General features: G+C 32.5%; 18 protein-coding genes. 11 read left to right on the top strand and 7 right to left on the bottom strand.

Annotated elements, in window-relative coordinates:
- Nucleotides 1–105 precede the first annotated feature (105 nt).
- From G0Q09_RS06960 to groL, 8 genes are all read left to right on the top strand, one after another.
- Nucleotides 106–1,377, top strand: a complete 1,272-nt coding sequence (locus G0Q09_RS06960) for a sigma-54 interaction domain-containing protein (protein ID WP_125349624.1) — start codon at nt 106–108, stop codon at nt 1,375–1,377.
- A 1-nt stretch (nt 1,378) separates the two neighbouring features.
- A complete protein-coding gene (locus tag G0Q09_RS06955) occupies nt 1,379–1,888 on the top strand; it encodes an LptE family protein (protein ID WP_125349625.1) in 510 nt (169 codons plus the stop codon).
- 23 nt (nt 1,889–1,911) lie between these two features.
- Nucleotides 1,912–3,123, top strand: a complete 1,212-nt coding sequence (locus G0Q09_RS06950; protein WP_219034382.1) for a tetratricopeptide repeat protein — start codon at nt 1,912–1,914, stop codon at nt 3,121–3,123.
- A 4-nt stretch (nt 3,124–3,127) separates the two neighbouring features.
- Complete coding sequence (gene secG, locus G0Q09_RS06945) at nt 3,128–3,478, top strand: preprotein translocase subunit SecG (RefSeq protein ID WP_038332909.1); 351 nt, start codon at nt 3,128–3,130, stop codon at nt 3,476–3,478.
- 91 nt (nt 3,479–3,569) lie between these two features.
- On the top strand, nt 3,570–3,995 hold the full coding sequence (locus tag G0Q09_RS06940) for a hypothetical protein (protein ID WP_125349627.1): 426 nt from the start codon (nt 3,570–3,572) through the stop codon (nt 3,993–3,995).
- Nucleotides 3,996–3,997: 2 nt separating this feature from the next.
- Nucleotides 3,998–6,319: a zinc-dependent metalloprotease gene (locus tag G0Q09_RS06935; protein ID WP_125349628.1), complete on the top strand. Its 2,322-nt coding sequence runs from the start codon at nt 3,998–4,000 to the stop codon at nt 6,317–6,319.
- 155 nt (nt 6,320–6,474) lie between these two features.
- Complete coding sequence (locus G0Q09_RS06930) at nt 6,475–6,753, top strand: co-chaperone GroES (protein WP_125349629.1); 279 nt, start codon at nt 6,475–6,477, stop codon at nt 6,751–6,753.
- Nucleotides 6,754–6,856: 103 nt separating this feature from the next.
- On the top strand, nt 6,857–8,482 hold the full coding sequence (gene groL / locus G0Q09_RS06925; protein WP_125349630.1) for a chaperonin GroEL: 1,626 nt from the start codon (nt 6,857–6,859) through the stop codon (nt 8,480–8,482).
- A gap of 82 nt (nt 8,483–8,564) precedes the next feature.
- Here groL and leuB read toward each other — a convergent pair whose 3' ends face one another.
- The 4 genes from leuB to G0Q09_RS06905 are packed head-to-tail and all read right to left on the bottom strand — an operon-like array spanning nt 8,565 to nt 12,848.
- The gene (gene leuB / locus G0Q09_RS06920; protein WP_219034381.1) at nt 8,565–9,689 is read right to left on the bottom strand and encodes a 3-isopropylmalate dehydrogenase; all 1,125 of its coding nucleotides are present in this window, start codon (nt 9,687–9,689) and stop codon (nt 8,565–8,567) included.
- Nucleotides 9,676–10,278 carry a 3-isopropylmalate dehydratase small subunit gene (gene leuD / locus G0Q09_RS06915; RefSeq protein ID WP_219034380.1) on the bottom strand — a complete coding sequence of 201 codons (603 nt, stop codon included), beginning with the start codon at nt 10,276–10,278 and terminating at the stop codon, nt 9,676–9,678. Before leuD ends, leuB begins: the two co-directional genes overlap by 14 nt.
- Nucleotides 10,279–10,290: 12 nt before the next feature.
- Entirely contained in the window at nt 10,291–11,676 is a 1,386-nt protein-coding gene (leuC, locus tag G0Q09_RS06910) for a 3-isopropylmalate dehydratase large subunit (protein ID WP_219034379.1), read from the bottom strand.
- A complete protein-coding gene (locus G0Q09_RS06905; RefSeq protein WP_125349634.1) occupies nt 11,673–12,848 on the bottom strand; it encodes a 2-isopropylmalate synthase in 1,176 nt (391 codons plus the stop codon). The genes leuC and G0Q09_RS06905 overlap by 4 nt, the downstream gene beginning before the upstream one ends.
- 148 nt (nt 12,849–12,996) lie before the next feature.
- Here G0Q09_RS06905 and G0Q09_RS06900 point away from each other — a divergent pair, with 148 nt between their 5' ends.
- The 3 genes from G0Q09_RS06900 (at nt 12,997) to mqo (ending at nt 16,631) form a co-directional block, all read left to right on the top strand.
- Complete coding sequence (locus G0Q09_RS06900; RefSeq protein ID WP_038332873.1) at nt 12,997–14,478, top strand: hypothetical protein; 1,482 nt, start codon at nt 12,997–12,999, stop codon at nt 14,476–14,478.
- A gap of 41 nt (nt 14,479–14,519) precedes the next feature.
- Nucleotides 14,520–15,020, top strand: a complete 501-nt coding sequence (locus tag G0Q09_RS06895) for an RDD family protein (protein WP_125349635.1) — start codon at nt 14,520–14,522, stop codon at nt 15,018–15,020.
- A gap of 135 nt (nt 15,021–15,155) precedes the next feature.
- Nucleotides 15,156–16,631 carry a malate dehydrogenase (quinone) gene (gene mqo / locus G0Q09_RS06890; RefSeq protein WP_125349636.1) on the top strand — a complete coding sequence of 492 codons (1,476 nt, stop codon included), beginning with the start codon at nt 15,156–15,158 and terminating at the stop codon, nt 16,629–16,631.
- Between the two features lie 128 nt (nt 16,632–16,759).
- Here mqo and G0Q09_RS06885 read toward each other — a convergent pair whose 3' ends face one another.
- The 3 genes from G0Q09_RS06885 to ftsZ all read right to left on the bottom strand — a co-directional run bounded on the left by G0Q09_RS06885 (nt 16,760) and on the right by ftsZ (nt 20,012).
- Nucleotides 16,760–17,290 (bottom strand): septal ring lytic transglycosylase RlpA family protein, encoded by a 531-nt coding sequence (locus G0Q09_RS06885; RefSeq protein ID WP_125349637.1) that lies wholly within the window; start codon nt 17,288–17,290, stop codon nt 16,760–16,762.
- 323 nt (nt 17,291–17,613) lie between these two features.
- Nucleotides 17,614–18,066 carry a GatB/YqeY domain-containing protein gene (locus G0Q09_RS06880; protein WP_125349638.1) on the bottom strand — a complete coding sequence of 151 codons (453 nt, stop codon included), beginning with the start codon at nt 18,064–18,066 and terminating at the stop codon, nt 17,614–17,616.
- A 101-nt stretch (nt 18,067–18,167) separates the two neighbouring features.
- Nucleotides 18,168–20,012: a cell division protein FtsZ gene (ftsZ, locus tag G0Q09_RS06875; RefSeq protein ID WP_125349666.1), complete on the bottom strand. Its 1,845-nt coding sequence runs from the start codon at nt 20,010–20,012 to the stop codon at nt 18,168–18,170.
- Nucleotides 20,013–20,063: the final 51 nt, after the last annotated feature.

Raw genomic sequence — 20,063 nt, 5'->3', positions numbered from 1 at the left:
TTTCTCGATACAAAATTCTAAAGAATTTTACTCGAAATGACGGTTTTAATAAGACAATAATTGAAATTTGATAGATCATTTTTCAAAAACCTAAAAAATAAAAAAATGGATTCTTTACAAACTATCAAACAACGTTTTGGAATCATTGGAAATAATATAGCCTTGAATCGTGCTTTAGAAAAGGCGATTCAGGTTGCACCTACAGACATTTCTGTTCTTGTTATCGGAGAAAGTGGTGTAGGTAAAGAATTTATTCCGAAAATTATTCACAATCAATCTGCACGCAAACACAACAATTATATTGCAGTGAACTGTGGTGCGATTCCAGAAGGAACAATCGATTCTGAATTATTTGGACACGAAAAAGGTGCTTTTACAGGCGCTACACAAACACGTAAAGGTTATTTTGAAGTAGCAGATGGTGGAACTATTTTCTTAGATGAAGTTGGTGAATTGCCTTTAGCTACACAAGTGCGTTTATTGCGTATTTTAGAGTCGGGTGAATTTATGAAAGTTGGTTCTTCGGAACTTCAAAAAACAAATGTTCGTGTTGTTGCTGCAACGAATGTAAAATTGAAAGAAGCTGTTGAAAAAGGTAAATTTCGTGAAGATTTATATTATCGATTAAATACAGTTCAAATTGATATTCCTGCTTTGCGCGAGCGTAAGGAAGATATTAATTTATTGTTCCGAAAATTTGCTTCAGATTTTGCAAATAAATACAGAATGCCGCATATTGAGCTTTCTCCAGAAGCCCAAAATTATATTGCGAATTATCCTTGGCCGGGAAATGTGCGTCAATTAAGAAATTTTGCTGAACAAGTTTCTGTTGTGGAAAAAGACCGTGTGATTTCGTTAGAAAAAATCATGGAATTATTACCCAATAATTCAACAATGTTGACGGTAACAAATAAATCGAAAGATGGAAGTTCTTCTGATTTTATGGAACGTGAATTATTGTTCAAAGTTTTATTGGACATGAAAAAAGATTTGAACGATTTACGTGCTTTAACATTAGATTTAATCAAACACAAAGATGTTGAAGATTTTAATGGCAATACACAAGAATTGATTCAGCGCGTTTATCAAGATCAAAACGAACCAGAAGAAGATTTTGTGCCAAGTCAATATAATTTGGTTCCAACGAAATCTGCTCCAATTACACCAAATTATCAACAATCGCAATACGATTATTCGAACGATGTATATGATGTAAGTCCAATCGAAGAACCAGAATCTCTTTCGTTGCAAGATAATGAAAAGGAAATGATAAAATTGGCGTTGGAAAAACACAAAGGAAAACGTAAAATGGCGGCTGACGAATTGGGAATTTCTGAGCGAACATTGTACCGAAAAATCAAACAATATCATTTGTAATATGAACAAAATAAAACTATTCGTCCTTAGTATTTTTGCTATTTTTAGTTTAACAGGATGTATAAAATATTCACTTTCGGGAGCAGCAATTCAACCAGATTGGAACACAATTTATGTGGCAACTTTTCCGAATTACGCACCTCAACAAAATCCTACTTTGAGTCAAGATTTAACGATTGCGATTCAAGATATTTTTAGAAGTAGAACGAAGTTAAAGTTAAATTCGAATGAAAATTCTGACTTAATTATCGAAGGTGAAATTACGGGATACGATGTTGTTCCAGAAGCAATTCAATCAAATGATATTGCGGCAAAAAACCGTTTGACGATTTATGTAAAAGTTCGATACATCAACAATAAAGACGAATCAAAAAGTTATGACAGAACATTTTCTGCTTTCCAATTATATGACGGAAATGCAATGTTAAGCGCTGTAGAATCGTCAATTGTTCCTTTAATTATTGATGATATTCGCGACCAAGTTTTTGCGTCTATTGCGATGGATTGGTAAAAAAATAACCTTATATTTGAGCAATGACCAGAATTGAATATTTAGTAGCACATCCGTACGAAGTTGAGAAATCGGACATTCCACTTCTTAAAAAAGAGGTAGAAAAATATCCGTATTTCTACACATTGCGCGCTTTATTACTTTATGGTTTAAAAAAGGAAAATCATCCTTCTTTTGAGGATTATTTGAACAAAACTTCAATTCACAGTAGCAATCGTGTCGATTTGTATCATTACATCAATTCAGAACCAATTCAAAAAGAAATTCAAACAAAAACTGAAACTATTTCTCCTGAAATGGAAGAAGAAATAATGGAAGAATTAGTTGAAAACGAAATTATTTCTGAACCAATTTTAGAAAATTCTACTTCTGAAATCATCGAAAACAATAACGAAACAGTTGAAGTTATTGATGAAATCATTGAAGAAAAAGAAGAAGAATTAAACCAAGAAATTGAAGTTGTTTCTGAAACTAATTCAGAAGAAATCAATGAAGATATTGTAGACGAAATGATCGAAAATGATACAGAAGAATCTGAATTGAGAACAGATCATGTTGTTGATATTATTTCGGATGAAGAATTGAACGAAGTTGCTGAAATCACGAATAAAGTTGTGGTAGAAAATAATTCGAAAGAAGAAAATTTAACTTCTGAGAATGATATCGAAAATGCTGTTCAACAAACTTCTGGAATTGAAATTATTGAATCTGAACCTCAGCAGGTAATTGAAACAATTGAAGATAATCAGGAAGAAGAAATTATAGAAGGATTGTCTGAAAATGCGGAGGTAATTGAAGAATCTGAACCTGAAACGATTGAAGAAAAAGTAGAAATCATTGAAAATAATTCGGATGATTCGACGTTCTCTTTTTCGGATTGGTTGAAGAAAGTTCCTTCTCAATCAAAAACTCAACAAGAGATTGAGGAAGAGCAAGAAATTGCAGAAAGAGAAATAAAATATAAGTTGATTGATGACTTTTTGGAAAAAAATCCGAAAATCGTTCCGATGAAAAAAACGGATATTACACCAGTTAACACACCATCAAATTTCGTTCAGAATACGGAAGAATATTCGGATTTGATGACCGAAACTTTGGCTCAAATTTATATTGAGCAAAAAAAATATGATAAGGCAATTAAAGCTTATAAGATATTAATTTTGAAATATCCAGAAAAAAATAGTTTATTTGCAAATCGAATTAAAGAAATTGAAAATTTAAAAAACTCTAAATAATAAAATGGGACTATTTCAGTTTTTCATGATTATTATCATGATTTTATGTGTATTATTAGTACTAATCGTATTATCTCAAAACCCTAAAGGAGGAGGATTATCTTCTACTTTCGGAGGTGGCGGAGGAAGCCAAATGTTTGGAGTTCAAAGAACGAATAAATTCTTAGACAACACAACTTGGGGATTATTTATCGCTGTAATCGTATTGATTATTGGAGCAAGTGCTTCGCATGAAAATCCAAATGCGATAAAACCAATTAAGCCAAATGTTACGGCACCAGCTAATAATTTACCAACGCAACCTGCTGCAAACGGAGCAAGTCAAAATCAATTACCAGCTCAACCAGCGAAGTAATTTTGATAAGAAAATATACAAGCCTCACAAATTGTGAGGCTTTTTTTGTTGATTGATTAATATTATCTTTAAATTTATCAAAACCTAAATTATGAAAACATTCGTTTCATTTATAACCATCTTACTTACTTTTATAAGCTGTGTTGGTCAAAAAGTATATCAGAAAATTCCAAAAGAAAATTATCAATTACTCACAACTTTTTCTGCGCAATATGAATTATCAGGAACACATTTCTTCAAAAATGAAACTGAATTAAACAACATGTATGCCACATTACCAAAAGATTACAATAAATCATTACCTCGTTTCGTTATTGATTATGAACAAAATCAAATAATTTTGATTCCTCAAAAACATATTAATTCATATAATATTGATTCTATTACTGGTAATGAAAAGATTTATAATTTACATTTAACACCTATAAAAGGAATTAATCAAACACAAGATTCTTCAAATTTATTGATGATGATTGTACCTAAATCTGTAGAGAAGATTTTAGTAAAAACTAAATAAAAATGGAAAAATATACATCTAAATATTTACTTATTTGTCTTGCATTTAGCACAAACTTATTTGCTCAACAAAACTTTTGGAAAACTACCAATGCGAAAGGAAATATTTCTAAAGAGCAATTAAATCCAAGAGCACATATACCAACTAAATCGGTTAAATTAGACTTAGCTTATGATAATTTGGTGAACTATTTAAACAATACGAATCAACAAAATTTTTTATTAAAATTTCCAACTGAGAACGGAAAGTTTAATACATATCGTATTGTAGAAACCTCAAATTTATCTCCTGAATTACAAACTAAATACCCAGATATAAAATCTTTTTCTGGATACAATACAAATGATTTGACAGAGAAAATCAATTTTAGTTTATCTCCTCAATTTGGTTTGTATGGTTTAGTTTCAAACGGCAATAAAACAGTGTTAATAGACGCTTACACCAAAAATAAAGCGTCATATATTGTGTATGATAAAAAAGATTTAGTTAATACAAATTCTTTCAAATGTGCTACAGAACCTTCTGAAAGTGCTCTTGGGATAGATAATTTGAATTTTGAAACTATTAAACAATCTTCTCGAACAGCAACTCAAAATGGAAGTTTAAGAAAATTTAGATTAGCCATTACAACAACGACTGAGTATTCAGATTTTGTAATCAAACAAGCTAATTTATCATCTGGTACAGAAGCTCAAAAGAAAGCGTCAATATTAGCTGCAGTCAATTTATCACTCACACGAATTAATGGCGTTTTAAAAAATGATGTTGGTGTTTTTTTAGAATTAATTCCAAATACTGATCAATTATTTTTTATTGATTCTGATTCTTTCCAAGACCCTAATATTAATTCTAATTCTGCAGCAAATTACAATCTTGAGGAAAATATTACTGTTACAAATAATGTTATTGGAGTTGCTAACTACGATATTGGTCATTTATTTTTTCAAGTGAATGATGATAATAATTCAAATGGATTAGCCAATACGCCAGCAGTTTGTAATGATAGAGCAAAAGCAGGAGGAGTGACTGGTACAATAGTTCCTATTGGGGATGCTTTTGATATTGATTATACTGCCCACGAAATTGGTCATCAATTAGGTGCCTACCATACACAAAACAACAATTGTAATCGTACACTTAACAGTTCTGTTGAACCTGGAAGTGGTTCTACAATTATGGCTTACACTGGTATCTGTTCACCAAACGTACAAAATCAAAGTGATGCATATTTCCATACAAAAAGTTTAGAAGAAATGGCAAAAGTGCTAAATTATGTGAATTGTGGACAATTCGTTACAACAACTAATGCTGCACCTATTATAGCTTCTAACTTGAAAACAAAATATAACATTCCAATTTCAACTGCATTTGCTTTAGAAACATTAGCCACTGACTCAAATAATGATCAATTAACATATTCTTGGGAGCAGATGAATCCTGAAGTTTCTGAAACTTCTATTAAATCACTTCCTCCTATTTCCTCTAATTCTCAAGGCCCAAATTTCAGATCATTCTCTCCACAAAAAGTTGGAATTCGCTATTTTCCTCGTTTAGAAAAAATTATTTCAAATGAATTAGTATTTCAAACAAATCTATATCTGTCAAACGTTTCAAATTACGATAAAAACAATTGGGAAGTCATTCCTTCAGTTCCTCGTACAATGAATTTCTCTGTAACAGTTCGTGACAATAATTCTGAAGTTGGATTAACCGCTCGACAAAATGTTCAGTTAAACTTTCTAAATTTTGGTCCATTCAAAGTGACTTCGCAATCAATTGCAGAAAATTGGAAACAAGATAACACTGCTACAATTACTTGGAATGTTGCAGGAACTGATGCAAACGGTATTGACACACAAAATGTAAAAATTTTATTATCGGTTGATGGAGGAAAAACATTTGATTATGTTTTAGCTGAATCAGTTCCGAACAACGGTTCTTATACATTCACAGTTCCTGCAGGATTAGGAATTACTAATAAAGCGAGAATTATGATTAAAGCTATTGATAACGTTTTCTTAGCTGTTAACTCTACTGATTTTTCTATAGAAAGTTCTTTAACTACAAATGATATAAAAGGAAAAGATTTAGGTACGATTTCTCCAAATCCTTCAAATGGAATAATCAATTTAGATTTTACAAACTCATTTACAACAGGTAAAATTACGGTGACAGATTTAGCAGGAAGAACAGTTTACTCAAACAAATTGAATTCTTCGAAATCTCAACAAGTTAATTTATCTAGTTTATCAAATGGTGTTTACATTGTTTCGATTGAAGCAGGTAACGAACAATTCACGAAAAAAGTGATTATCAAAAAATAATTATTCATAAAAATCACTTTAAATGCCAAGTTGTCATACAACTTGGCATTTTTGTTTTAAGGAGTGAAATTAACTTATCCATAATGGCAGAAATTGTGTGTTGGCACGTTTTTCGTTTATTTAAAACCATCAATTATTAAAATAAAAATACAAATATGTCACAATTAAACATTAAACCATTAGCAGATCGAGTGGTTATTGAGCCTGCTCCTGCAGAAACTAAAACAGCATCAGGAATTATTATCCCAGATTCAGCAAAAGAGAAACCTCAAGAAGGAATCGTTGTAGCAGTTGGTAATGGTAAAAAAGATGAACCAATAACTGTTGCAATTGGAGACAAAGTTCTTTACGGAAAATATTCAGGAACTGAATTAAAATTAGAAGGAAAGGACTATTTAATCATGCGTGAAGCTGATATTTTGGCAATCATCTAAATTTAGTTGTAATTAGTAAAATGTATTAAGTACAAAGTAACTTATTTTTTTATTTTTAATTATATTCGACTTAAGACTTAAGACAACAAAACTTATAAAAAAAATGGCAAAAGATATTAAATTCGACATTGAATCAAGAGACGCTTTAAAAAGAGGTGTTGATGCATTAGCAAATGCAGTTAAAGTAACATTAGGACCAAAAGGTCGTAACGTAGTTTTAGAAAAATCTTTCGGTGCTCCACATGTAACAAAAGACGGAGTTTCTGTAGCAAAAGAAATCGAATTGGAAGATCCAATCGAAAACTTAGGTGCTCAAATGGTAAAAGAAGTTGCTTCTAAAACAAACGACGTTGCAGGTGATGGTACTACAACTGCTACAGTTTTAGCTCAAGCTATCGTTCGCGAAGGTTTGAAAAACGTTGCTGCAGGTGCGAACCCAATGGACTTAAAACGTGGTATTGATAAAGCTGTTTCTGGAATCGTTGCTAACTTAAGAGAGCAATCTCAAGAAGTTGGTGATTCATCAGAAAAAATTAAACAAGTTGCTTCTATCTCTGCAAATAACGATGATACTATTGGATCATTAATCGCAGAAGCTTTTTCTAAAGTTGGAAAAGAAGGAGTAATTACTGTTGAAGAAGCAAAAGGAACAGAAACTTACGTTGACGTTGTAGAGGGAATGCAATTCGATCGTGGATATCAATCTCCATACTTCGTAACAAATGCAGATAAAATGATTGCTGAATTAGAGAATCCTTACATCTTATTATGTGAGAAAAAAATCTCTAACTTACAAGAAATATTACCTTTATTAGAGCCAGTTGCTCAATCAGGTCGTCCATTCTTAATCATTTCTGAAGAAGTTGAAGGTCAAGCTTTAGCTACTTTAGTAGTGAACCGTTTAAGAGGATCTTTAAAAATTGCTGCTGTTAAAGCACCAGGATTCGGAGATCGTAGAAAAGCAATGTTACAAGATATCGCTATCTTAACAGGAGGTACTGTTATCTCAGAAGAGCAAGGAATTACGTTAGAAACTGCTACTTTAGAAATGTTAGGTACTGCTGAAAGAGTAGTTATCGACAAAGACAATACAACTATTGTTAACGGAGCTGGTGATGCAGAACAAATCAAATCTCGTGTTAACCAAATTAAAGCGCAAGTAGAAACAACTACTTCTGACTATGACCGCGAAAAATTACAAGAGCGTTTAGCTAAATTAGCTGGAGGTGTTGCTGTATTATACGTTGGTGCTGCTTCTGAAGTTGAGATGAAAGAAATCAAAGACCGTGTTGATGATGCTTTACACGCAACTCGCGCAGCTGTAGAAGAAGGTATCGTTGCTGGTGGTGGTGTTGCTTTTGTTAGAGCTTTATCTAACTTAACAATCGATACTACAAATGCTGACGAAGCGACAGGTGTTAAAATAGTAACGCGTGCAGTTGAAGAACCATTACGCCAAATCGTTCACAACGCTGGTGGTGAAGGTTCTGTAGTTGTTGCAAAAGTAAAAGAAGGAAATGGAGATTTCGGATACAATGCAAAAACTGACGAATATGTAAACATGATCGAGGCTGGAGTTATTGATCCAACTAAAGTCGCTCGTGTTGCATTAGAAAACGCTGCTTCTGTTGCAGGTATGTTAATTACTACTGAGGCGGTTGTTACAGAAATTAAAAAAGATGAGCCAGCTATGCCACCAATGGGAGGTGGAATGCCAGGAATGATGTAATCATCAACTCATAAAAATATACAATAGAAAAAGCCATTCAGAACTCTGAATGGCTTTTTCATTAAGTCATAAATAATAAAAACTATATAATCGTCGATTTCCCCATCAATACATTTTCAAAATTAAAATATGAATGATGATCATGATCGCTCAATAATATCTTCGCAATATAATTTGCCACAACAGATGTCGAATAATCACTCGTTTCATCTAAATCTGAAGTTACAATCAAATTATTAATCGCATTTTCCACCGCATTCTCAATTGCTTTTGCACCTTCTTCTAATCCCAAATAACGCAACATCATTGCAGCACTCAAAATAGAAGCCATAGGATTTGCAATTCCTTTTCCTTTTGCTTGTGGATACGAACCATGAATTGGTTCGAACAATGCATTTTCTGTCCCAATAGAAGCCGAAGGCAACAACCCTATACTTCCTCCAATTACACTTCCTTCATCCGAAATAATATCACCAAACATGTTCTCCGTTAATATCACATCAAATTGTTTTGGATTGATGATTAATTGCATCGCCGCATTATCAACAAACAAGAAATCTAACTCAACTTCTGGATATTCTTGGCTAATATCCATTGCAACTTTTCGCCATAAACGAGACGTGTCCAACACATTTGCCTTGTCTACCAACGTTACTTTTTTGCGGCGTTTCATTGCTTCCTGAAAAGCTAAATGTGTAATTTGCTCAATGTCTTTTCTGTTGTACGAACACGTATCATACGCATGCGAACCATCTTGCGCCGTAAATTTTTCTCCGAAATAAATTCCGTTAATCAACTCGCGAAAAATAACCATATCCGTTCCTTCGATGTGCGAACGTTTCAATGGACTTTTCCCCAACAAAGATTCGTAAGCCTTGATTGGACGGATATTTGCAAATAAACCAAGTTCCTTTCTTAGCTTTAACAAACCTTGTTCGGGACGAACTTTAGCGTTCGGATTATTGTCATATTTTGGATCACCAATAGAACCAAACAAAACCGCATCTGCATCTTTACATAATTGCAATGTCGCATCAGGCAAAGGATTTCCCGTTTCGTCAATCGCAATTGCACCAATCAAAGCTTCCTCAAATTCGAAATTATATTTAAAAATTTGTTCAACGACTTTCAGAACTTTTATTGTTTCCGAAACGACTTCTGGTCCTATTCCATCGCCAGAAAGTACTGCAATTTTATGCGTTTTCATGTTGTAAAGATTTATGGTTTTGTTCGTAAGTTTCTATTTTATCTTTTTGACTGATTAAAAAATCAATGTCATCATATCCATTTAATAAACAGATTTTTTTATAAGAATCAACATCAAAGTTGATGGTTTGATCTTGAATTTTTAAGGTTTGATTTTCTAAATTAACTTCAAATTCTGTTGAAGGATTTTGATCGATGATCTCAAAGATTTGATTTAAAATTTCATCTGAAACAACGATTGGTAAAATTCCGTTATTCAATGCATTTCCTTTGAAAATATCTGCAAAATAACTACTAATTACCACATCAAATCCGTAATCTTTGATTGCCCAAGCAGCGTGTTCTCGGCTACTTCCACAACCAAAATTTTTACCTGCAACTAATATTTTTCCAGCATATTTTGAATCATTCAGCGGGAAATTATCAATTGATTGATTATCTTGATTAAATCGCCAATCTCTGAATAAATTATCTCCAAAACCTTCTCTACTAATCGCTTTCAAAAAACGAGCTGGAATAATTTGATCGGTATCTATATTTTCTATTTTAATCGGAACAGCCGATGATTTTAATTGATTGATTGAATCCATTTTGAGTAAATTTTAATTGATATCAACAATTTTTCCGTGAATTGCAGCAGCAGCAGCAATCAAAGGACTTGCTAATAATGTACGAGAATTTGGACCTTGACGTCCTTCAAAATTTCTATTCGAAGTCGAAACACAATATTTTCCTTCTGGAACTTTATCGTCGTTCATCGCCAAACAAGCCGAACAACCTGGTTCGCGCAATCTGAATCCAGAGGCTTCAAAAATTTTGTCCAAACCTTCTTCTATCGCTTGCTTTTCTACTTGTTTCGATCCCGGAACAATCCACGCAGTTACATTTTCATTGCGCTGTTTTCCTTTCACATAATTTGCTACTTCACGCAAATCTTCGATTCTTGCATTTGTACAACTTCCGATAAACACATAATCAATTGGATGATTGATGATTGATTGATTATCTTGGAATCCCATATATTTCAACGCTTTTTCAAACGATTCTTTTTCATTATCGCTTAACGAATCTTTAGAAGGAATACTGTCTTTCACCGAAATTCCCATTCCTGGATTCGTACCAAACGTAATCATTGGATAAATATCCGCAGCGTCAAATTCTATTTCTTCATCAAAAATTGCATCAGCATCACTTGGTAAAGTTTTCCAATATGCTACTTTTTGCTCCCAATCTTCTCCTTTCGGTGCAAATGGTTTATCTTTTAAATAAGCAAAAGTTGTTTCATCTGGTGCAATCATTCCACCACGAGCGCCCATTTCTATCGACATATTACAAACTGTCATTCGACCTTCCATCGACATATTCTCGAAAACATCTCCAGCGTATTCACAGAAATAACCAGTTCCTGCATTTGTTCCCACTTTAGAAATGATATATAAAATCACATCTTTTGGTTGAACATTTGGATTCAGTTTTCCATTAACTGTAATTCGCATCGATTTTGGTTTATTCATCAACAAACATTGACTAGCAAAAACCTGTGCAACTTGACTTGTTCCAATTCCGAAAGCAATTGCTCCAAAAGCTCCATGCGTAGATGTGTGACTATCACCACAAACCATGCTCATTCCTGGTTGCGTAACACCCAATTCTGGCGCAATAATGTGAACAATTCCTTGATACGGATGACCTAAACCATAAAAAGTAATATTATTTTTTTCGCAATTAATCGCTAATTGCTCTAATTGTTGTTTTGATAATGGATCTCGAACTGGCTGATCTTGATTAATCGTTGGTACATTGTGATCCGCAGTTGCAACAATTTGATTTGGTCGAAAAATTGGAATATTTCTCGCTTCTAATTCTGCAAAAGCTTGTGGACTTGTTACTTCGTGAATTAAATGTTTATCAATATAAATCACTTGTGGTCCATTTTCTACTTGGCTGACAACATGGGCATCCCACACTTTATCGAATAATGTTCTCATGCGAATTTTCTCTGTGATGTTTGATTAAACTGATGTATTAATCCAAGTAAATCTTCACGAACGACTTCTTTTTTTAGATCCGCAATTTCTAAAAATTGTTCATATAAAATATCTAATTCATTTTTAGATGTATCGAAACCGATATCTTTTAGACGATAAGCTAATGCTGAACGCCCGCTACGAGCTGTCAAAATAATAGAGGACTCATTAACTCCAACATCTGCCGGATTGATAATTTCGTATGTTTCACGATTTTTAATCACACCATCTTGATGAATTCCAGAACTGTGCGCAAAAGCATTCGATCCTACAATTGCTTTGTTTGGTTGAACCATCATTCCCATTGTATCAGAAGTTAATTGACTTAATTCTGTTAACATTTGAGCATTGATATCTGTATAAAAATTCAATTCTTTGTGTTGTCTAAAAATCATCACGATTTCTTCCAAGGCCGTATTACCAGCACGCTCACCAATTCCATTAATTGTACATTCTATTTGGCGTGCTCCATTTATAGCTCCTGCAACTGCATTCGCTGTCGCTAAACCTAAATCGTTATGATTGTGGCAAGAAATAATCACATTATCAATTCCTTGAACATGATCTTTTAAATATTTAATTTTATTTCCATACTCAAAAGGCAAACAATAACCCGTTGTGTCTGGAATATTAAGAACCGTCGCACCAGCTTTTATCACTTCTTCACAAACTTGAGCAAGAAAAGCATTATCCGTTCTTCCTGCATCTTCAGCATAAAACTCAACATCATCTACAAATGTTTTTGCATATGCAACCGCTTCAACTGCACGTTCGATAATCGCTTCACGATTCGAATTAAATTTGTGAATAATATGAGAATCCGAAGTTCCAATTCCGGTATGAATTCTTGGTTTTACGGCATATTGTAAAGCTTTAGCTGCAGATTCTATATCTTTTTTGTTTGCACGAGTTAAACCACAAACTGTGGCATTTTTCACTAATTTTGAAATTGCATTTACGGCTTCGAAATCTCCAGGACTTGAAATTGGAAAACCAGCCTCGATAATATCAACGCCTAATTCGTCCAATCGAGCCGCAATTTCTAACTTCTGTTTTTTGTTTAACTTACACCCCGGCACTTGCTCTCCATCTCTCAGTGTCGTATCAAAAATTTGAATCTTCTCAGCACTCATTGCAATTAGTTTTGTTTGTTATTGTGATGTAAAATTAAAATTGTACTAACTTTAAATTTTCAAATTGAAAAGTGTTTTACAATTCTTAAAGCTAAAATATTTATCATAATCATTTTATTTTCAATACATTATATATAATTTAATTACAATGTCAAATCATAACAAAGACGCACTATTTAGTTTAATAAAGTCACTTAATCGTTCCGAAAAACGTCAATTCAAACTTTATGTAAATCGTCTGCAAATTAATGCAGATGCAAAATTTTTGTTATTATTTGAAGCATTGGATAAGTTGGAAGAATATGATGAAACGGCTATTTTGAAGAAAAAAATTACCACGAAACAACAATTATCTAATCTAAAAGCGCATTTGTACAAACAAATTTTGTTTAGCTTGAGAATGAATCCTTCGCAACAAAATTCGCGTATGCAAATACGTGAACAGTTTGATTTTGCTACGATTTTGTATCAAAAAGGCTTACACAAACAAAGTCTAAAAATGTTGGACAAAGCCAAAACTCAAGCCTTAGATTTTGACGAAAAAGCCATTGCTTATGATATTTTAGAACTCGAAAAAATTATCGAATCACAATTCATTACACGAAGTATTTCTGGTCGTGCAGATCAGTTGATTGAACAATCGGAGGAATTGAGTTTACAGAATTTACAAGCAAGTAAATTGTCTAATTTATCGCTAAAATTGTATAGTATTTTGCTCGAGAATGGATACGCAAAAGATGATGATGAAATTCAAAAAATTCAGAATTTCTTTGATTCGGAAACAAAAAATATCGATTTTAAGAAATTAAAATTCAAAGAGAAACTGTGGTTTTACAAAGCAAATGTTTGGTTGTCGATGTTAACGCAAAACCTACACTCTGCCTATGAATTTTCGAAAAAATGGGTTGAATTATTTTACGAGAAAAAAGAACGAATTCTTAGTCATCCAGTTTGGTTTATTAAAGGAAATAGCTATTTATTAAAGATCTTATACCTGAAAAAAAATTCTGAAGAATTTAAATTTTGGTTTGATAAATTAGAATCTGTTTACGAGATTTTGCCTCAAAATGATAATGTGGAAGCGCTTTGGTTTATCAATAAATTTAATAGCAAACTGAATTATTTTTTCATTAATCCGAAAGAAAATATTAGTCCATTTTTGATTAAAGATATTTTACGCGAAATTAAATCGCATCATCATAAAATCGATAATCATCATATTTTGGTGCTTTATCTAAAAATTGCTGCCTATTATTTCTTAAACAAAGATTGGGATAATTCGTTCGAGTATTGTCAAAAAATAATCAATAGTGAAGCGTCAATTCAAGAAGATTTACATTTTTATACTCTGGTTTTGATTATGATGAATTTGTATGATTCTGGGAATGATCAAGAATTAGACACATATTCCTACAAAACGCATCAATTCTGCAAAAAGATGAAAAATAGTAATATTATTACGCGAAAAATTAGTTTATTTTTTATTGAATTGAATGATTTGTATCCACATGAAAAAGTAAAAGCTTTCAGAGAATTAGATGATTTTTTGAAAGATTCAGACAATCAAAATTTGTTACGAAGAAATACCAATTACATCAATCTTAGACGTTGGATGGAAGATAAAATTTAGTGTTTATCATATATTTACATCTAAATTAACACATAAACACTATGTACCAAGATTACAAAGTTGGCGAACATAAAGCGAACAAAGGATTGCGCTTTTTAAATTTTATTATAGATTATGTATCAATCATTTTATTGACGATGCTATTTTTCGGTTTTATAGCAATTGTTATTGTGATCATTAATCCAGAAAGCGACATTATTTATCAATTAGAAAATATAAATCCTTTGATTGATAGAGTTATCACAGCCTTTTTTTATGTTTTACTAATTTTTTTATCAGAGTTTTTAACCAAAGGACGTTCATTAGGTAAATTTATTACAGGAACAAAAGTTGTGATGATTGACGGTTCTACACCTACAACGAAAGATTATTTTACAAGAAGTATTTGTAGAATAATTCCATTTGATGTTCTTACTTTTTTAGGAGAAAATGGTTGGCACGATAAAATTTCAAAAACTACAGTTGTGAACAAAAAAGCTTTTGAAGCAGATTTATCACAAGCAGACAACATCGAAAGTATTGGAAAAACTGAGTTTGAATAATTTTCTATAAAATAAAATCTATTCAAATTATCTCAAAACAATAATTTATGTAAAAAATCATTGTTTTTTCTGCGTATTATTTCGCAAAAAAGGCTATTTATTAATACCTTTGCAACGTAAATATATTTTTGAGAAATGGAAAAACAACCTCAAGAGGTAGTGTTAGTTGGTGCTGGTATCATGAGTGCTACTTTAAGCATACTTCTTAAAAAAATAAATCCGGCAATTAAGATTTCTGTTTTCGAAAAATTAGATAAGATTGGATTTGAAAGCTCTGATGCTTTCAATAATGCAGGTACTGGTCACTCTGCTTTTTGTGAATTGAATTATACACCAATGGACAAAAATGGAGTGGTTAATATTGATAAAGCAATTAATATTGCAAAACAATTTGAAACTTCGAAAGAGTTTTGGTCTTACTTAGTCGAAAATAATTACGTTTCTTCTCCAGAAAAATTCTTACGTCCTACTCCGCATATGTCTTTTGTTTGGGGCGATGACGATGTAAATTTCTTGAAAAAACGTTACGAAAAATTATCTCAGCATCCTTTATTTAAGGATATGGAATATTCGGATGATGTTTCTAAAATCAGAGAATGGGCTCCATTAATTGTTGACGGTAGAAAAGGTAATGAAAAAGTTGCGGCAACGCATATGAACTTGGGAACTGATGTGAATTTTGGTGAATTAACGCGTCAAATTTTCAAAGGTTTACAAGACAAAAAAGAAATCACGTTAGAAACTGAACACGAAGTAAAAGACTTAACTCGTCTTAGCAACGGAAAATGGGCAGTTAAAGTAAAAGATTTAAAATCTGGAAATAACAAAGCACTTAATGCTGATTTCGTATTTATTGGTGCAGGTGGAGGAGCAATTTTATTGTTACAAAAATCTGGAATTCCAGAATCGAAAAAATTTGGTGGCTTCCCAGTTGGTGGACAATGGTTAATTTGTCAAAACGAAGAAGTAATCAAAAAACATCATGCAAAAGTATATGGAAAAGCAAAAATTGGTGCACCACCAATGTCTGTTCCTCACTTAGATACACGTGTTATTGATGGAAAACAATCTCTATTATTTGGTCCATTTGCAACATTCTCAACAAAATTCTTAAAATACGGATCTAATTGCGATTTATTCAAATCTGTAAACTTAGGAAACGTAGGATTTTTGATGAATTGTGGATTAAACAATATCGATTTAACAAAATACTTGGTAGAACAAGTGATGTTGTCTAAAGCGAAAAAAGTAGAAGAATTACAAGAATATTTTCCTGAAGCTAAATTAGAAGATTGGTTCGAACAAACTGCAGGACAACGTGTTCAAGTAATCGAAAAACAAGATGGAAAAGGAGTTTTAAAATTTGGTACAGAAATCGTAACATCTCAAGATGGAACAATGTCTGCCTTATTAGGAGCTTCTCCAGGAGCATCTACATCTGTTAGTGCAATGTTGAACTTGATGAAACAATGTTTCCCAGACTTGATGAAAAACAACTGGAACGAAGCAATCAAAGAAATGATCCCTTCTTACGGTGAAGATTTAGCACAAGCTGAATTAGTTGAAGCATCAAGAGCCCGTACAACTAAAGTGCTTAAAATTTTAGATTAAGATTTTCTTACATCATATAATTATAAATCCTGATATTCATTTGTCAGGATTTTTTTTGCACGAAACTTAAGAGCATAAAAAAAGGTTTGAGAATAAATTCTCAAACCTTTTAATTTTTTCTGAACATCTTAGTCTTTCTTGTCTTCGCTTTTGATAATTTCGTATTCAACTTGCATCACTCCTGTATTGGTGTGACCAATTTCGCTGAATGCAGCTTGACTTAAGTCTAAAACTCTAGATTTAGCGTATGGACCTCTGTCGTTGATTTCTACAACTACAGATTTACCATTTCTGATATTCGTAACTTTTACTTTCGTACCAAATGGTAAAGACTTATGGGCAGCTGTTAGTTCGTGTTTGTCATACGTTTCACCACTAGCTGTCTTGCGTCCGTGGAATTTGTCTCCATACCAAGAAACAACTCCTGTCGAGATTTTTCGAGCACTATTCTCGATAAGTTCTCCAACCAACTTTTCATCTTCAACTGATAATGTATCTTTTTTGATGGTATCATTATCAATATCGTTACTAAATCTTTTCTCAGAAGCTGGCATAATAATTGTGTCATTATTACCAGAATCCTTAAAAATTTTACCATCAGCATTTGCTATTGGAAAAATCATTAACATTGCTATAAACGCTGTAATGCTTTTCGTCATCCTTTAGATTTTTCTGATTTACTTTGCAAATTTAAGGGTATAAACAGCTTCTTATTTAGAATTATTCTAATCAATTGATTTTTAATTCTAAAATCTCTTGTGCTTTGCGAATTTAGATGCTTACAGCGATTTGTTAATTTAATGTTAAAATAAAGCTATAATCCTAATTTTTTTGGGAATTATTTATTTAAATCGGATATACTATTGATTATCAATAAATAATAGTTTTGTATAATTTGAAGAAATTTATCTAATAAAGAAATAAAAAAGGTAAAGTTTATAATACTTTACCTTTTCTTAATTTTTAAATCTTTAAAAATCAATTATAAACTAGCTAAAATGTCTTTTACTTTAGCTGAAATTAATTTCCCTTCCGCTTTACCAGCTAATTTAGATGAAGCAGCTCCCATTACTTTTCCCATATCTTTTGGAGAAGTAGCGCCAACCTCTGCAACAATTTCTGTAATTGCAGCTGTTAATTCTTCGTCTGATAATTGAGCAGGTAAAAATTGTTGAATAACTTCTGCTTGTGCCAATTCTTTTTCAGCTAATTCAGCACGTCCATTTGCTTCGAATTGTTCAGCAGCTTCTTTACGTTGTTTTACTAATTTTTGTAATAAAGCAATTTCTTGATCTTCTGATAATTCTCCGTTAGCACCTGATGTTTTTGCTAATAATAATTCAGATTTTACAGCTCTTAAAGCTTCTAAAGCAACAGTATTTTTAGCTTTCATCGCTTCTTTTAACTGTGCCATTATTTGAGTTTCTAAATTCATTTGTTTTGCTTTTAGACTACAAATTTAAGACAAAAAAAGGCTCATCGCAAAAGCAATGAACCTTTTCTATAATAAGAATATTTTTTACGAGTGATCGTTTATTAATCTACGTTATCGTGTAGAAAATTGTTTGGACGAATTTGCGTTTCGTTGTTACGATTAGTTCCTACAGAAAAATCAGAAGATTGATTATCATTACGATCAGACAAATTCAATCCTTGACGTTTGTAAGCAGGAATTGCTTCGTATTCGTCTACTTGAGAATTTGTCATCGTGTTGTTGAATTTAAAATTAAATTGTTTCAAACGATTTCTTCTTTCTTCAATCATACTATTCAATTCAGGATCATTTGATTGCTCAATTGGTTGACTAAATGGATCTATAGCAACTTGTAATTCTTCAGCTTGTGGAGCAACAGAATGAGCTACATTAGATTGAACTGGCTCTACATTTCCATATCCTTCGTTCTTTGGAGCTTGATATCCAGCATAATTATTTTGAGGATAGTTTGACTGCTCTGAAGCTACAGGATTAGAATATGAATTATATGTTTGATTATTATTTACATTATTCGTTGGTTCTTGCGGACGATTAAAATCTGATTTCAAACGTGGTTCGAAATCATCATAAGAACGTCTCTCTTGCACTGGCTCATCATCAATATCATCTAAAACATAACGCTTTGGAGAATTATTTTCTTCGAAAGATTCTTCTGGCGTATTGTGATAAGTTTGTTGTTGAAAACTTTGGTTAATATCTGCTTGACGATAATTATTTTGAGGAGCCTCTGGCGTTTGATTTTGTTGAGGCGTTTGTGGTGCTTGCTGAGAAGCATTAGAACGACCAAAATCTAACGTCATTGGTTTTACACGATTCACAAAAGGTTGCTCAACTGATAACGTTTTATTAATTGGTTGTTCTTCCTCTAATGTATGTACAATTTTTTGTTCCTCTTTTCCTGTATACGCCTGATCTTCTGTAGGAAAACCAGTTGCTACAACAGTTACAGAGATAGAATCTCCTAAATCTAAGTCTTCACCAATACCCATGATAATATTTGCACTATTACCAGCTTCTTGTTGAATGTAATCATTGATGATACCGATTTCATCCATTGTAATTTCGTTATTACCAGATAAAATCAATAACAATACGTTACGTGCACCTGTAATTTTGTTGTTGTTTAACAATGGAGAATCTAAAGCAGAAGAAATTGCGTCTTTCGCTTTGTTTTCACCAGAACCTTGCGCAGATCCCATGATTGCTGTACCAGAATTTTTAAGTACTGTACGCGCATCACGTAAATCGATGTTCATTGCATAGTGTTGAGTAATAACTTCTGCAATTCCTTTAGCTGCTGTTGTTAAAACCTCATCAGCTTTCGAGAAACCATTTTTGAAACCTAAGTTTCCGTATAATTCACGTAATTTATCATTGTTGATAACAATTAATGAATCGACGTTTTGTCTTAATTTTTCGATACCTTTTTCGGCTTGTTCCAACCTCATTCTTCCTTCGAAAAAGAATGGCGCTGTAACAATCCCAACTGTTAAGATATCCATTTCTTTTGCAATACCAGCAATTACTGGTGCTGCTCCGGTTCCTGTACCACCACCCATTCCGGCAGTAATAAATACCATTTTAGTACCCTCGTCTAAAACAGCTTTTACATCATCCATACTTTCGATAGCAGATTGCTCTCCTACCTCAGGATTTGCTCCAGCTCCTAAACCTTCTGTTATTGCTTGTCCTAATTGAATTCTTGTTGGTACTGGACTATTTGCTAATGCTTGAGAGTCCGTATTACAAATTACAAATTCTACACCTGCAATTCCTTGTTCAAACATGTAGTTTACGGCATTACTACCTCCACCACCTACTCCGATTACTTTGATAGCTTGAGATCTGCTCTTTGGTAAGTTGAACACAATATCTCCTGTTAACATATCACTCATATTCTTCTTATTAAATTGGTTCGTAATTTATTCTAGTTTATT

The sequence above is a fragment of the Empedobacter falsenii genome (assembly GCF_019308355.1).
Lineage (GTDB): Bacteria > Bacteroidota > Bacteroidia > Flavobacteriales > Weeksellaceae > Empedobacter > Empedobacter falsenii_B.
This window is presented reverse-complemented; position numbering and strand designations above follow the sequence as displayed.

Excerpts from the sequence above, each read along its gene's own strand:
- G0Q09_RS06960 (WP_125349624.1), top strand. The coding sequence starts at position 106 with ATGGATTCTTTACAAACTATCAAACAACGTTTTGGAATCATTGGAAAT.
- G0Q09_RS06955 (WP_125349625.1), top strand. The coding sequence starts at position 1,379 with ATGAACAAAATAAAACTATTCGTCCTTAGTATTTTTGCTATTTTTAGT.
- G0Q09_RS06950 (WP_219034382.1), top strand. The coding sequence starts at position 1,912 with ATGACCAGAATTGAATATTTAGTAGCACATCCGTACGAAGTTGAGAAA.
- secG (WP_038332909.1), top strand. The coding sequence starts at position 3,128 with ATGGGACTATTTCAGTTTTTCATGATTATTATCATGATTTTATGTGTA.
- G0Q09_RS06940 (WP_125349627.1), top strand. The coding sequence starts at position 3,570 with ATGAAAACATTCGTTTCATTTATAACCATCTTACTTACTTTTATAAGC.
- G0Q09_RS06935 (WP_125349628.1), top strand. The coding sequence starts at position 3,998 with ATGGAAAAATATACATCTAAATATTTACTTATTTGTCTTGCATTTAGC.
- G0Q09_RS06930 (WP_125349629.1), top strand. The coding sequence starts at position 6,475 with ATGTCACAATTAAACATTAAACCATTAGCAGATCGAGTGGTTATTGAG.
- groL (WP_125349630.1), top strand. The coding sequence starts at position 6,857 with ATGGCAAAAGATATTAAATTCGACATTGAATCAAGAGACGCTTTAAAA.
- leuB (WP_219034381.1), bottom strand. The coding sequence starts at position 9,689 with ATGAAAACGCATAAAATTGCAGTACTTTCTGGCGATGGAATAGGACCA.
- leuD (WP_219034380.1), bottom strand. The coding sequence starts at position 10,278 with ATGGATTCAATCAATCAATTAAAATCATCGGCTGTTCCGATTAAAATA.
- leuC (WP_219034379.1), bottom strand. The coding sequence starts at position 11,676 with ATGAGAACATTATTCGATAAAGTGTGGGATGCCCATGTTGTCAGCCAA.
- G0Q09_RS06905 (WP_125349634.1), bottom strand. The coding sequence starts at position 12,848 with ATGAGTGCTGAGAAGATTCAAATTTTTGATACGACACTGAGAGATGGA.
- G0Q09_RS06900 (WP_038332873.1), top strand. The coding sequence starts at position 12,997 with ATGTCAAATCATAACAAAGACGCACTATTTAGTTTAATAAAGTCACTT.
- G0Q09_RS06895 (WP_125349635.1), top strand. The coding sequence starts at position 14,520 with ATGTACCAAGATTACAAAGTTGGCGAACATAAAGCGAACAAAGGATTG.
- mqo (WP_125349636.1), top strand. The coding sequence starts at position 15,156 with ATGGAAAAACAACCTCAAGAGGTAGTGTTAGTTGGTGCTGGTATCATG.
- G0Q09_RS06885 (WP_125349637.1), bottom strand. The coding sequence starts at position 17,290 with ATGACGAAAAGCATTACAGCGTTTATAGCAATGTTAATGATTTTTCCA.
- G0Q09_RS06880 (WP_125349638.1), bottom strand. The coding sequence starts at position 18,066 with ATGAATTTAGAAACTCAAATAATGGCACAGTTAAAAGAAGCGATGAAA.
- ftsZ (WP_125349666.1), bottom strand. The coding sequence starts at position 20,012 with ATGTTAACAGGAGATATTGTGTTCAACTTACCAAAGAGCAGATCTCAA.